Raw genomic sequence first — 13,977 nt, 5'->3', positions numbered from 1 at the left:
TCTACTTATTTCACCTGTTTGGCTATCCCTCGTCAAGCGAGATGCACATATTATCCTCAGCCACGATAATGGAACCCTCGTATTCATCGGCGGCCATCCGCCGGGAAACTGCCGGGTCGAACTCCGGCCATATATGAGTGAGAATCAGGTTGCGCACGCCGGCCCGGGCGGCAATTTGCCCGGCTTGAGCCGCAGTTAAGTGAAGAACATCCTCGTAATCTGCCTGCTTAGTCGCTTCGCAAATAAAGGCATCGCTATTTTCAGCAATCTCATAGAGAACTCCATCAAAATCGGTATCCGAGGAATAAGCTACGGTGCGTTCCCCTTCAATGCGCAGGCCATATGCCGGGATACTGTGTTTAACCGCAAAACTCTTGCACGTCAACGAACCGATGCTAAATTCCCGGCGATCATCAAGCGCTACAAACCGGTAAACCTCATCAAAGCGGGATTCCCGCGGCAGCAATTTGGCGATAAAGTCGCGCGCGCCCGCCGGCGCATAGACGTCGATCGGCAGATTGAGCGCTTTGCTAAACGCCAGGTAATAGTAAAGCGGATAGATATCGGTAAAATGATCTTGATGCAGGTGACTTATAATTATTGCGTTTAGGCGGTGTGGGTCGACCCAGCGCATGAGGTTCCTGGTTACGCCGCTTCCCATATCGACAAGGATAGTCGTAGCGTCGTTACGAACCAAAAACCCGCTACAAGCGCGGTCAACCGTCGGATATGCCGCCGATGTTCCAAGCAAAATGAGTTCCATCTATGTTAGTTTCCCATCTTGCGGGCGAAAATATCCGTTCTAATCAGGGCTTTTCTTTGAATTAGCGCAAGCAAAAGCGGGTAGCCCAACCCATAAACGATTATAGCTTCACCGATGCCAACGAAGAGCGCGCTCAACAAGAGCGGCAAATGCAGCACCAGGTTGAGCTCAAGTGCAACCCCAAACGCGTTAATAATGACGGGAGCCAGGAGTGCGAGAGATGGCCTTTTAATCTTCCAAATTAAAAACGCTGAAACGAGCGTGAGTAGCGAGCCAAAAACAACATCGTAGATACCGAGCGGGCTGCCCAGATTCGCAAGCACGCAGCCGACAAAAAGCCCGGGAATCGCAGCCGGCTCAAAAAACGCGAGCACGTTAAGAGCCTCAGAAATTCTAAACTGCACCTGTCCGTAGCTGAGCGCGTTGAGCGGTGGCGTTATGGTGAGCGCCACGTAGAGTGCGGCAATAACCGCACCCCGGGTTAGCCAGGCAAGGCTATTTCGCTTCAACGCTGGAAACCCCCTCGCGAACCGGTAATCGAACCTGCTCAACGGCCGTTATGGCTTGACCGAGGAACCGCGCACCGAGCTGCTTAAAGATGTCCTCATCACCGCTGGAGTAAAAACGTGGGCACGGTGAGGTTGCGGTCTCACGCAAGCTATCCTTCCTGGTGAGATATTCTTGAAGCTCGCGGGCTGTCTCTTGCGCCGAGCTTATAAGCTTGATGTTCTCGCCGGCAACGCTCGCGATGGTCTCCGCAAGCAAAGGATAATGCGTGCAGCCAAGAATCAAGCTATCGATTCCTGCTTTAACAAGCGGCCCCAAATACCGTCTGATGGCCGTCTCGACAACCTCCCCGCTCGTTTCGTCTCGTTCGACGAAATCCGCAAGATCGGGGCACGCCACCGGGTGCACATGCACACCGGCATCCATTGATTTTATCGCAGCCACATACGAACCGCTTGAGATTGTAGCCTGCGTACCGATAACGCCGACCCGCCGGCTGTGGGTCGCATGTACCGCCGCTCTGGCCCCAGGCTCGATAACCCCGATAACTGGAATATCATAATACTGTTGAGCAGCGTCAAGCGCGGCTGCCGACGCGCTATTGCACGCGACGACAACGAACTTTACATTCTGCGAAAGCAGAAAGTCGATAATTTCGAAAACGAATCCTCGCAGTTCAATGGTGCTTCTCGGCCCATATGGAAAGCGCGCTGTGTCGCCAAAATACACAATTTCCTCATTGGGAAGCTGCCTCATAATCTCTTTTACAACAGTTAGCCCGCCAAGGCCTGAATCGAATACACCTATTGGCCTGTTATCCACACATCCTCCAGTTCATTGGGTAGCACAGGTTCTACCGACCGCAACTTTTTCATTATAACGCTAATTCACTGCAAGTAAACGCGCAGCACGCTACCAGAATGTCTTTCCATCTAGCCCGTAAAACAAAAAAGCCGGCAGGCGCCGGCGTGCGTTCTACTCTGAGTGTAGCTTATGCGCTCTGAATTTCTCCGTCCATCCAGTAGTTTAATAATCTTTGTGGCGGATTGGCAAACAGTTTCTCAGCCTCATCGGCAGGTACCGGGCGGCTGAAGACAAATCCTTGGATTTCATCGCATTCAAGCTCGGTTAAAACATCGAGCTGTTCGACGGTCTCTACACCTTCCGCGACAGCGGCGACATTGAGATTGTGCGACATAGCGATAATTGCCGCGGTAATTGCCATATCATCAGAATCGGTGATGATCGTATGAATGAAGATCCGGTCAATCTTAATTCTATCTATCGGGAACTGCTTCAAGTAGCTCAATGACGAGTAACCTGTTCCAAAATCATCGATCGCGACCTTTATTCCCCGCTCTTTGAATTGGTTAAGTATCATAATCGCCTGGTCGGCATCTTGCATAACGACACTCTCGGTAATTTCAAGCTCCAAATAGCTTGGATCAAGGCCGGAATCCTGGATCACGCGATCAACCATCTCAACGAGGTCGTGCTGCTGGAATTGTCGCGCCGAAAGATTAACCGAAATCCTATTATTCGTATAACCCTTATCTTGCCATGCTTTGGTTTGCTTGCAAGACGTACGCAAAACCCACTCACCAATCGACGTGATCAAACCGGTTTCCTCGGCAAGAGGGATAAACTGGGCTGGGCCTATCAGGCCGAGATCCGGGTGGTTCCACCTGATCAGTGCTTCCATACCGATAACCAGACCGGTCAAAAGGTCTACTTGAGGTTGGTAGTATACCGCAAACTCTTCCCGCTCAAGCGCCTTTCTCAAGCTGTTTTCGAGTGCAAGCCGTTCAAACGCCTTAGCATTCATCGCAGATGTATAGAGCTGGTAGTTATCCCGACCCTGCTCTTTTGCACGATAGAGCGCTACTTCCGCGTTCTTAAGCAGTGATTCGATATCCTTACCATCGTATGGATATACACTAATGCCGATACTCGTCGTTATATGTAGTTCTTGACCATCGACCGTAAATGGCGGTTTGAGCGCTTCTATCACTTTCTCGGCTACCTTTGGCAGATCATCCGCGCTGCCAACTTGCGGTAGCAGCATGACGAACTCATCTCCACCAAGCCGGGCGACAGTGTCACCCTCGCGCATGCTTTTGCTCAAACGTTCGGCAACCAGTTTGAGTAATTGGTCGCCGACGGCATGCCCGAGCGTATCGTTGATGGTCTTGAAGCTGTCCAGGTCGAGATACATCAAACCGAGCAAGTCTTCGTTACGATGGGCATGTGCCATCGCTAATGAGAGACGATCGTTAAAGAGCACACGGTTTGGCAAATCTGTGAGCGAATCATAGTATGCAAGGTAGTTTACCCGTTCCTCGGCGCGTCTACGCTCGGTGATGTCCTCGCCGATGCTCGCGATACCGATTACATCGCCACCCGGACTTCTCAACATACTTCCGCTAAACGATATTGTGCGCAACTCCCCGTCGCGCGTCATTATATCGTATTGCGTGCTGATGTCCGATTTCTCGGAGGTTATCGAGTCAAGGATTTGCCTGCGAATTGCTTCACGATTAGTCTCAGGCACAAAGGTATCGAACCAATTACGGCCGATCACTTCAGCCCATTCCCAACCGGTCAGATTTAAGAAGAAATCGTTACAAAATGCGATATTACCCTTTTGATCAACCATCAGAGCGACCAGGTTGACGTTTTCCAGCATATCGCGGAAACGGCGCTCGGATTCCCGCAAAGTCTCCATCGCTTGCTTGCGTTCGGTAATATCCTCAAAGCTCTCAACGCCACCGATCATGTTGCCATCACTGTCGCTTAAAACATCGAGGTTCTTTGATATGGTTCGGATCTCCCCGTCTTTCCTCCTGATTGTACATTCTCGATTATTAAGCGGCTTCTTTACCTTTGGTGACAGAAGGCCGCAGCTTGTCGCACACGGCTGAAGCGCGAATGTTTTGCATGGTTTCCCGATAACTTCCTCAGCTTTAAATCCGGTGATCTCCTCGGCTTTCTTGTTAAAGGTTGTTACGAGACCTTTGGCATCGACCGTAAAGATAGCGCTCGGGATAACATCATACACGAGCTCAATGCGTTCTTTTGCCGCGCGAAGTTCCGCTTCTACGCTCTTACGCTCGGTCATATCGCGCACGAGCCCAAAGATTACGTCCTCGCCGTTATATTGTAAAAGCCTCGCATGTACTTCAACAGGTAAGAGCGATCCGTCCTTCTTAGTGTGATTTAGCTCGTAAATCGCGCTACCGGTTTTTCTTATATTCTTAAATCGTTTAGAGAGCTCAAGGGCATCATCCGGGGCATCTATGTCGGTCATATTCATGGCCATGAGCTCTTCAAAGGAATAACCTCTTGTCTCATAGGCCGCCTTGTTAGCATAGATGAGCTTGCCGTTAAGATCCGAGACAAATACAGAGTCCACGGCGTTATCGAGCAAGAGCGACTTAAAATGCAGCTCTTCCTCAGCTTGCTGTTTCCCGGTTATATCACGCCAAATTGCTTGAACAGATGGTTTACCTTCGTATATAACATTAGATGCCAGGACCTCGACATCGATAAAGTCGCCATTAAACTGGATGAGTCTTTGGTTGTGAACGCTTGTTCCACCCTGCTCGACGCGTCGGATATTTGCGGTAACCCATTCTCGCTCATCGGGGCTGATGAAGAACACGACATGTTTACCGATAAGTTCGCTGACATGTTTCGCACCTAGCAATTCGGCGGCCTTCGGGTTCGCATAAATGAACTTACCTTTGTTAACTACCACGATCGCATCCGGGGAAAGCTCGATAAGGGAACGGTAAAGATCTTCGCTTGCAGCAAGGTCGCTTGCAGACTTCTGTAAATACATAAGTAGGACACCTACAGCTGCCGTAATCGAAAAAAACCCACCGATGAGATAGCCCCATGGCGCAAACCAGGCCACTTGTTTCAAAAACGGAAAATCGAGTCGGTGCAGACCCCATAGAATGAACGCCCACCCGGCAACCCTATTACCAATATTCTTTGGATCCCCGGCTTGCATTCTAAGGAACAACATACCGGTAAATACTGCTGCAAGCGCTTGGATTGTGCATGCAGGCAATGTAAGTGGTGTAAACGGCACATGTAGCAGCGCCGCACCGACGATCCATGCGGTTCCTAATCCTGCTACATAAATCAACCAAGCCGGAGTACGCTTACCGGAGAACTCGTATGCGCCCCATAATATAACCACGGAATTAAGGAGCATGCATGCTTGGCTGCAGATAAGAGCAAATACCGAGTCCGGGTGCGAAGCCATCCATAGTTCGGCAATAAGCCTGAGCACGTAGATACCCCACGCAAGCGTCCATATGCCCATGTGTCTCTGACGATATTGCAGATAGAGATTAGCATAGACGAGCGCCAATATACAGGTGCACGACATGATCATGAGGATTGCCGGGACTAACCACGACATGGTGTCCACCCCAACCTCTCATGATTTAAGGGGCATGTGTCTGTGGCCCATAGTTTGTTCGTTGTTATCATAAACGCCTTGTAATTATGTATTGCTTCCGGTTGTTTCTTCATTTACTTGGCTTTCTGCTTGACGATAGCACCGCATATTGCTGAAATTCTAAAGCACGCAATGCTTATGCTGCCCTGCCGCCTGTTTTCTCGATAATAAACTTCGCCATTTCCTTATCTACTTTGAGAATGTGATTAACGAGCCAGTCTACTATCGATTTCTGCAGTGTAATCGCGAGAAATGAAGGGTTCGCTGTTTGCTTGAAATCGTTAGCCAGCGCAGTAACATCATACACAAATCTCTCGTGCTCGCGCTTATGTGCGGGAAACCCAGTGTAGTTATGTTTCAACATAAGGTCTTCCTCGCACTTGAAGTGCTCAACGACATAGTTCGATAAGAAGGTTAACGCTTCCTCAACCCGCTCCTTGCCCTTGCCTTGAATCAGTGCGTCGTGCAGATTATTAATCAGATTAATAAGCTCTTTATGCTGCTTATCTACATCGGAAACGCCGGTTTTTAGCTCATCGGTCCATTTCGCTATGGCCATTCGTAGCGCCCTCCTCGTTTATTTTTAGCGATTGAATTATTCGTGGTTCCAGATACCTACAGCTGTATCTATAGAAGTATCGTCTAGCCGCAGGGCTTCCTTTAGCTGTAAACAAGCTGATATTCAAGCTATCTGAATCGCTAAGTTAGCCTGGGAAACGCGGACATCAACCAGGCACATATGCGGAAGCCCAATCCGACCCTACGTTTGTAAATACAAAGCCAGTGTCACCCGACTATCAAGCGGCCAGAACCAGGTATAGATGGGGTCGCGCAGCTCAATGTAGGAATGTTCTTTGGGTTCACGATCCTTATATCGTGGTGTTTTATCGCTATCCTGCAGTTTCTCGTATCGGTGCTTGGGGATCAGCCCGGCAAATTCGTCGGCCTTGTAATTCTAATGTTGCAGTGTGCTCTTAAGCGAGCTTTGGCATCTTGAGAGCCGCTGGGAAAAGGACGCCCAAAAGATCCAGGAACGCTACCTATCGATAATCCGTGAAATCATCGAAGAAGGTAAACAAGGCGGCTACTTTAAACGCGACCTCGATACGAAAGCCGCTACAACCGCGTTTTTCGGGTTGGTTTCTATCGCAAGCCTCGATTGGGCGGCATTTCACCCGGATGTCCCCTGCCAAACCATGTATGATACGATCCGCACTATTTTCTTAGACGGCGCACTCGCCTAGCGAGCCGGCACGTTACGACAGAACCGGCTCGGGCACAACAGGCGCCGCCTCAACTACCATTCCCCTATCAGCAAGAATCCGGTAAACATATGCCTGGGCTAGATAAATTACCGGTATCGCAACTAATATGCCAACACCAAGCGCGAGAACGCCGAGTATTTCTATTAAGAATAGTAGCGAACCAAAGAGGAATAGACGCCCGGTTAAGCCTTTTGTCATGTTCCAGCTTTGCTGCAAGGCTTCAATAGCGCCAGCGTTTTTATCTACTATAAGGTACATATAGAATTGCAAGCGAATTGCTAAAATAATTCCTGGAATAATCAACAAAATGAACCCGATTAGTGCAATGATTCCCGCAAGGATCGAGCTTCCTAGAAATCTGAAGAATAGACGGTAGCTTGAGGATAGATCACTAAACGCAACCTTTTGCTCCAGCGTGAGTTTGTTAGCAATATTGATTGCCCCTATACTTACTATGATCTGCACAGGTAATAGTATGAGGCTAAGGATAAAACCAACAACGGCAAGAATCAAGTCTGTAAGGCTACCGTCTTCTCCCACTAGAGAAAAAATGATCTGAGGCGTGTAAAGAACTAAAGCTAGGAAAGGATGATAAGGATGAAAACCCCGATATTACGCCAAAACGTGCTCCAGCCAAACCGAACAGCCTCCCCCATAGAAAAACTTTGTGTCGCCATGTACTACTCCCCCGATTTCGTTTTATATAAGTACGACTAATAGTTTATTCTACGACCGGTTTGTATTTACCTGCTTCCGTTAGATGCATTTCTCGGGTGCTGTTTATGCGTAAAAAACGAGCTTCTATTTAGTTATCATGTATGTCAGACAAAATAAAAATGCCGGAGTTAACTCCGGCATTAATAAAAGCTAATCAATTTCGTAGTCAGACATTTTGTGATGACTACGCGTGTGCGCCCGGTGTTCCTACCGGCTCCGGCTCCTTTACGGGCGATGCTTCTGCCCCCGCAAGCTTCAGATATACATATGCGCTGGCGAGAGTTATTAGCGGGAACACGATTAAGAGGCCGAGACCTATCGGTATTGCACCAAGGATAATGAGACCGAGAAACGCCAGGTCGAGCACGAATACTTTCAATGTTATGCCCCTTGTGAGCTCCCAGCTGTTTCGTAGCGATTCTGTAACCGCTTCGGTCCCGCTCGCGTTCTTGTCTACGATATAGTAGCCGAAGAACTGAAGCCGAACGGCAAGATAGATACCAGGGATAATGATCAAGATAAAGCCGATACTTACGATAACACTAAACAAGAAATTACTGATCAAAAATACCAAAAAGAGCGGATACACGGTAAAGAAATCCGCGAACTCGGCGGTTTCGCCTTTAATGGATTTAAGCGCTACATTGGCCGCACCCATCGCTATAAACGTTGCAGCCAGGAATCCGAAAATTCCAAAATTCGATATGCCAAGCGACCTATCGATGCTGCTTGCGATCCCAGATATAACGGCAGATATAACTGCTAATCCGACAAACAGCACCCAATTGCGCTTAAACACCTCCCAAGCATTGCTTATCGCTTCACCAACTGAAAAATCTTTCATTTCTTATCCTACCTTTCCCCTAGAAAGTTACATCTGACTGTATGTAATAACTTATCCATTTAATCGGCTTTTCCTGCAAGGATGTAACAGGTTAGTAACATATTTATGGATTGGTTGGTAGATAGGCTTAGTTCTGCCAAGAAGGGCGAATCTAAAGAGGTTAAAGAAACAATCGACATCAGCGAAACCGGCTTGTTTGAGCCACGTAAGCTGCGGTTCAACAAGCGCAGTAATGGCAATAAAAAAGCCACCTCAAATAGGTGGCTTTCAAAATAAATTGGTGGAGGCGGTGGGACAGCTACCCTCTTGTTTCCAAAAGGACTGGACTATGTCTTCAACCGTGCATGTACTCAACACAGCGCGGTTGCAAAGCGTATAGTAGAAGCCATAGATTTGCTTTTCAGCGTAACTTCTACATAAGTCTCTACAGGGCACCCAAGGTATCATTATCCTCTTGTACCCCTCGGCGTTGTCGTATTCTTAGAAGAACTTAGAGTTCACCGATGTAAGCCCTGTTTTTCCTAACAGCGTTACCGCTGCTGGCGACCATTTCTAATCGAACCCACGTCCTAAGGCATTCCCACAGAAGCATCTACGAGCGTATCCTGCGATTAATTATTCGCGATCTGCCTCCCCACAGGCAGGGCAGCCTTCACGCTAGCTCATTAAATGTCCCTCAACCCTTATGAGCATCCGGGCGAGGTGAGCCCACTTAAATGACGTCGTGCCGGGGCCGTGAGCCTAATCCCGGGTTGACGAGCCGCAATTAAGCAGCTAATGCAAATTCGTTATTTGCGTTTGTTTTTTCCAAGCAGTTTAACGAGTTACCTGAGCTCGGCGCGCTTCTCCTGCCAGAACCAACCTCAGTCGAAACCTAACGCCCCCATATTTAAATTTCAATGATCGGAACCCTAAGTATAAGAAAAACGCCGGTCATTGTAAATGAGCCGCCGCTGTAAAGCATCTATCTACGTGCAGTTGTAAGGCAACCGCTGCTATTCACCTTTTTGACGCTCCCGCAACGCCCGCTCCACTTCGCGCTTTTGCGTACGCTCGGCGATATCCTGGCGCTTATCGTAGAGCTGTTTGCCTCGCGCCAGGCCAATTTGAATCTTGGCTTTGCCTCGGTCGTTAAAATATACTTTAAGCGGTATGAGCGTGTAGCCCTTCTCTTTCGTCTTGCCGATAAGCCTCAAGATCTCTTTTTTGTGCAGCAGCAATTTCCGCGCCCTATCGGGTTCCGGCTGCGTAAAACGATCGACGTGACTGTACGGGCTGATGTGCATATTAAAGACCCACAGCTCGCCGTCTTCGACACGCGCATAACTATCTCTTAAATTAAGGCGCGCAGCGCGAACCGATTTTACCTCGGAACCCTTAAGCTCAATACCTGCTTCGTAAGTCTCATCTATATGATAATCATGGTAGGCCTTGCGATTTGTCGCAGCGACCTTATCTCTCGCTCTTTTCATACCTGCCATTATATCATTTTTTAACTTTGCTTGATGCTGGTTTTCGCTGGTTACATATGGCAAAGATCGGAGGCATATACCCTGCCTCCCAACCGGTAATTTCTAGAAATATGGGTGCTTCAACCATATAATCTATCTTTGATAAAGGTAATCAAATGAGTGCTTTCAAAAAAACAGTCATCGCCGTTATTTTCATAGCCGCATTATTCCTAGGTGTTGGGGCAGGTTTCTTTGTAAACCCCGATCGCTTCCGATCTGCAAACCGCCCGGATACTAAAATTGCCGCCCTAAGAAATTCTCCGTCGAAGAACAATGAGGCGGTCGCTGAAGCAGCATCAAAAGAAACCGCATCCTATGATGTTGCGGTGTATGGAGGCACCCCCGAGGGAGTCGCCGCTGCAATTTCCTGTAGCAGGCACGGCCTTAAAGTATGCCTTGTCAGCGAAACCGAAACGCTCGGTGGCGTATGGGCGCATGCGCAGCTTAATCAAATGGATAACTCCTACAGCATGATGGTTCCAAGCTCCGGATCAACCGATACTGCGCCGTATTATACGCTTACCAACCAAGGCCTCAATGAGTCATTCATGCGCCTCCTCGGCATTAAGAAGATGGAAAACGGCTACTATGACGGGGTTTTTGATACGGCACGAGTATCACCACTGTTTACCCAGCTTCTAAAAGACAACAAAATCGATAAGCTCGTGTTTCAAAATTTTACGCCAAACATTATCGGCCGAACACTGACGACGATGGACATGACCCTTTCCGGCACCGATACAAGAACCGTCAGCGCGAGGTATTTCATCGATGCGTCGGAAAATGGAGACCTCGCTGCGTGCGCCGGTTGCCCGTACACGCTCGGACGCGGGCAAACCATCTACGGGACTACCGATACACCGGTTCGGCTCACTGAAAGCGATTATGGGCCGGACCAGCGGCAGATGTCGGCGACACTCATGTTTCGCCTCGGCGGCGTTCACTGGGATGATTTAAGAAACATCAGTCACAACGGCGATCAGGACAAGTTCGCGCGTTCTGAGAACGCCGGCTGGGGCTACAACCAGGTCGCGCCTGATTTCAATAACCAGACAAGCACCGCAAACGGAGTAATGTTGAGCGGGCTTAACCTGGGTAGGCAATCCGATGGGTCGATTCTGGTTAACGGGCTTCTTGTTTTTAACGTCAACGGAACGTTATGGGGCTCGGTTAACGATGGCGTTCGGCGCGGTAAAGCAGACCTACCGGCAGTTGTTTCTTACCTAAAAGCCACCTTGCCGCCCTTCCAAGACGCGTATCTTATCGATTCGGCCAATACGCTTTACGTGCGCGAGAGCAGGCATTTTATCGGCAACTATATTCTTTCGCTCGATAGCGTAGTTCGTGGCGAGCAGCCCTACGATACGATCGCCCGTGCCGGCCACACCGTTGACGAACACCCCTATACGCCGGAGGAAGCCCGGCAAAACCTGCAAAACTACGGCAGTCTGGTCGACCTGCACCTGCAGCCGAAGCTCTACGGTATTCCAATGCGATCGCTGTTGCCGATGCGAATCGATAATCTCGCGCTGGTCGGCCGGACAATATCCTGCACACCGAAAGCCGCTGCATCGGCTCGTGTAGTTTCTATCGGGATATCTGAGGCTCAGGCTATCGGGAGTGTCATTAAGGTTGCCGAACGACAAGGCAGAGGCCTTAAAGACCTCGCCAACGATACCGGCTTCTGGTCGAATTTCGCGAGCGAAATGCCGTAAGAATACTATTCTTCCGCCAGAACGAAATCGATGCGGCGCTCTCCGATAACCACATTGGTAATTTGTACGGTAACGCGGTGCCCGATCTGGAAGCTCTTCCCCGTTCGCTGCCCGACCAGGGTAAAGGATGCTTCATCATAATGATAGAAATCCCCTTTAAGGTCGCGCACATGAACCAGGCCCTCGGCGGTGTTTGCGAGCTGCACGAAGAAACCGTAGCCCGACACACCGGTAATCGTACCCTCGAATACTTCACCGATATGCTCGCGCATGAGTTCGCAGAGCTTCACACTAACCGATTCGCGCTCGGCGTCGTCGGCTTCGCGCTCCATATATGAGCAGTGCTCACAGGCATCCGCGAGGTCATCGACCATATGCACGATGTCCGGCTCAGAGAGATCCTGGTCCATAACTGCTTTAACCAGCCTGTGCACCATCAGGTCCGGATAGCGCCTAATCGGCGAGGTGAAGTGGGTATAGTGCTGCGACGCCAAGCCGAAATGCAACGTGTTCGACGGCGTATACTTCGCGCGCTTCATCGCTCTGAGTAAGATATTGTTGACAAGCAGCTTCTCGGGACGATCATGCGCAAACTCGATAATCTGCTGAATAACCTTGGGATGTGCCCCTTTTAGCTTTTTAACCGGGTAATGAAGGTTTTCGATAAGCTCTTCAAGTTGTATGAGGCTCTCTTCATTTGGCTTGTCGTGAACGCGATAGACCATTGGGACATCTTGCCAGTACATATATCCCGCAACAGTCTCGTTTGTGACGATCATCGCCTCTTCGATAAGCTGGGTGGCGGGTGTGCGCTCGCGGATGATTACCTCCACAGGTTTCAGGTTCTCATCAAGAATGACTTTCGGCTCGACCGTTTCAAAATCGAGGCTTCCGCGTTTCAGCCGCTTGTGCTCTAAAACCTGGCTCAGCTCTCGCATATTAAGCAGCAGGTCGCGGACATCCGGGTTCGGGTATTCGCCGGTCTTAAACGACTCATCAACCTGCTCGTAAGTTAAACGATAATTGCTGTTGATAATGCCGCGGTGGATTTCGTGGTCGATAACTTCGCCGTTCTCATCGATTACCATCTCGACGGAGAGCGTCAGACGATCGACATTCGGGTTAAGACTGCAGATTCCGTTTGATAACTTATGCGGCAGCATCGGCATGACGCGATCGGCGAGATACACGCTCGTTGCCTTGGTGTAGGCATCGTCATCAAGAGCGCTGCCGATCTTCACGTAATATGAGACATCGGCGATGTGTACGCCGAGGTGAAAGTGACCCGTATCGTCATCGCGATGAATGGCCACCGCGTCGTCAAAATCCTTGGCGTCTAAGCCGTCGATTGTAACCGTGTAAACATCGCGGTAATCCTTGCGGTCTGAGAGATCGACATCGGTTACTTTGGATGGAGTCGCTTCGGCCTCCGCCATTGTCGCCGGTGAAAACACCGGGTCAAGGTTGTGTCCGCGAACGATAACATCGATTTCGATCGTCGGCGAACTCTCGTCCCCGATAATTTCGGTAATAATTCCCCTGCCCGAGCGGTCGCCATCCGGATACTCGAAGATTTTGGCAACCACCATGTCGCCGTCTTTAGCTTCCATGTTTTCGTTTCTGTGCACCATGATGTTGTAGTAAAGTTTCTTGTCCGATGGGACGACCATACTGATCTTACCATGCGCTTCGTATCGTCCGACAACCGTTTCGTGAGCGCGCTCGATTATGCGAGCGATCTCACCCTCGCTACGCAGGCCTTGGCGCGTACGCCGGCTGCTTACGCGTACGGCGACTTTATCTTGATGCATCGCGCCGCTCATTTTGCTGGCCGGGACGAATATATCACCGATGGCGGTTCGTACGAATCCGTAACCCGCCCTGTTTGCTTGCAGCTCACCGACAATAAGGTCTAATTGCGACGGAAGTGCGTACCTCCCCTTTTTTGTCATCAGAACTTTACCTTCGGATTCGAGAATATCAAGAGCTCTTTTTATCTCAAGCTTGTCGATGCCCGGCAAATCGAGAGCTTCAGCTATACCATCAATATCCTGCGGAGTGTAGCCTTTTTTGCTCATTAGTTTCACGATTTGCTTTGTAAGCTGCATAGTCTTCACCTCAATTAAATACTACCTACGTTTGATAACCGCTATTTACGGCTCTAAATATCTGTTATATTATGAG

12 protein-coding genes and 1 other RNA gene are annotated in these 13,977 nt (G+C 49.5%); 3 read left to right on the top strand and 10 right to left on the bottom strand.

The features are described from left to right. Window positions 1-22: 22 nt before the first annotated feature. From VGK02_11955 to VGK02_11935, 5 genes are all read right to left on the bottom strand, one after another. Window positions 23-763 (bottom strand): MBL fold metallo-hydrolase, encoded by a 741-nt coding sequence (locus tag VGK02_11955; protein ID HEY3375755.1) that lies wholly within the window; start codon window positions 761-763, stop codon window positions 23-25. 5 nt (window positions 764-768) lie between these two features. Continuing rightward, complete coding sequence (locus VGK02_11950; protein HEY3375754.1) at window positions 769-1,272, bottom strand: QueT transporter family protein; 504 nt, start codon at window positions 1,270-1,272, stop codon at window positions 769-771. Next, on the bottom strand, window positions 1,259-2,092 hold the full coding sequence (gene murI, locus VGK02_11945) for a glutamate racemase (protein ID HEY3375753.1): 834 nt from the start codon (window positions 2,090-2,092) through the stop codon (window positions 1,259-1,261). The genes VGK02_11950 and murI overlap by 14 nt, the downstream gene beginning before the upstream one ends. Before the next feature lie 169 nt (window positions 2,093-2,261). Next, the gene (locus VGK02_11940; protein ID HEY3375752.1) at window positions 2,262-5,702 is read right to left on the bottom strand and encodes a PAS domain S-box protein; all 3,441 of its coding nucleotides are present in this window, start codon (window positions 5,700-5,702) and stop codon (window positions 2,262-2,264) included. 175 nt (window positions 5,703-5,877) lie between these two features. Next, window positions 5,878-6,300, bottom strand: a complete 423-nt coding sequence (locus VGK02_11935; protein HEY3375751.1) for a bacteriohemerythrin — start codon at window positions 6,298-6,300, stop codon at window positions 5,878-5,880. 409 nt (window positions 6,301-6,709) lie between these two features. On the opposite strand from VGK02_11935, the gene VGK02_11930 reads away from it, so the two are divergent. After that, a complete protein-coding gene (locus tag VGK02_11930; GenBank protein HEY3375750.1) occupies window positions 6,710-6,985 on the top strand; it encodes a TetR/AcrR family transcriptional regulator C-terminal domain-containing protein in 276 nt (91 codons plus the stop codon). Window positions 6,986-6,997: 12 nt separating this feature from the next. On the opposite strand, the gene VGK02_11925 is transcribed toward VGK02_11930, so the two are convergent. Further along, window positions 6,998-7,546 (bottom strand): hypothetical protein, encoded by a 549-nt coding sequence (locus VGK02_11925; GenBank protein HEY3375749.1) that lies wholly within the window; start codon window positions 7,544-7,546, stop codon window positions 6,998-7,000. 361 nt (window positions 7,547-7,907) lie between these two features. Beyond that, window positions 7,908-8,567: a DUF975 family protein gene (locus tag VGK02_11920; protein HEY3375748.1), complete on the bottom strand. Its 660-nt coding sequence runs from the start codon at window positions 8,565-8,567 to the stop codon at window positions 7,908-7,910. Between the two features lie 105 nt (window positions 8,568-8,672). Here VGK02_11920 and VGK02_11915 point away from each other — a divergent pair, with 105 nt between their 5' ends. Next, window positions 8,673-8,843, top strand: coding sequence for a hypothetical protein (locus VGK02_11915; GenBank protein HEY3375747.1), 171 nt, complete (start codon window positions 8,673-8,675; stop codon window positions 8,841-8,843). A gap of 277 nt (window positions 8,844-9,120) precedes the next feature. Here the strand turns inward: VGK02_11915 and ssrA are convergent. Together ssrA and smpB are read right to left on the bottom strand one after the other, a co-directional pair. Then, window positions 9,121-9,445: a transfer-messenger RNA gene (gene ssrA / locus VGK02_11910) on the bottom strand. Between the two features lie 117 nt (window positions 9,446-9,562). Further along, window positions 9,563-10,048, bottom strand: coding sequence for an SsrA-binding protein SmpB (gene smpB / locus VGK02_11905; protein HEY3375746.1), 486 nt, complete (start codon window positions 10,046-10,048; stop codon window positions 9,563-9,565). Window positions 10,049-10,194: 146 nt separating this feature from the next. Between smpB and VGK02_11900 the strand changes: the two genes are divergently transcribed. Next, window positions 10,195-11,793, top strand: coding sequence for an FAD-dependent oxidoreductase (locus VGK02_11900; protein ID HEY3375745.1), 1,599 nt, complete (start codon window positions 10,195-10,197; stop codon window positions 11,791-11,793). A 5-nt stretch (window positions 11,794-11,798) separates the two neighbouring features. Here VGK02_11900 and rnr read toward each other — a convergent pair whose 3' ends face one another. Further along, a complete protein-coding gene (gene rnr / locus VGK02_11895) occupies window positions 11,799-13,901 on the bottom strand; it encodes a ribonuclease R (protein HEY3375744.1) in 2,103 nt (700 codons plus the stop codon). Window positions 13,902-13,977: the final 76 nt, after the last annotated feature.

Origin of the sequence: Candidatus Aquicultor sp. (assembly GCA_036504445.1) — a bacterium.
In the GTDB taxonomy this organism is placed as follows: domain Bacteria; phylum Actinomycetota; class Aquicultoria; order Aquicultorales; family Aquicultoraceae; genus DASXVE01.
This window is presented reverse-complemented; position numbering and strand designations above follow the sequence as displayed.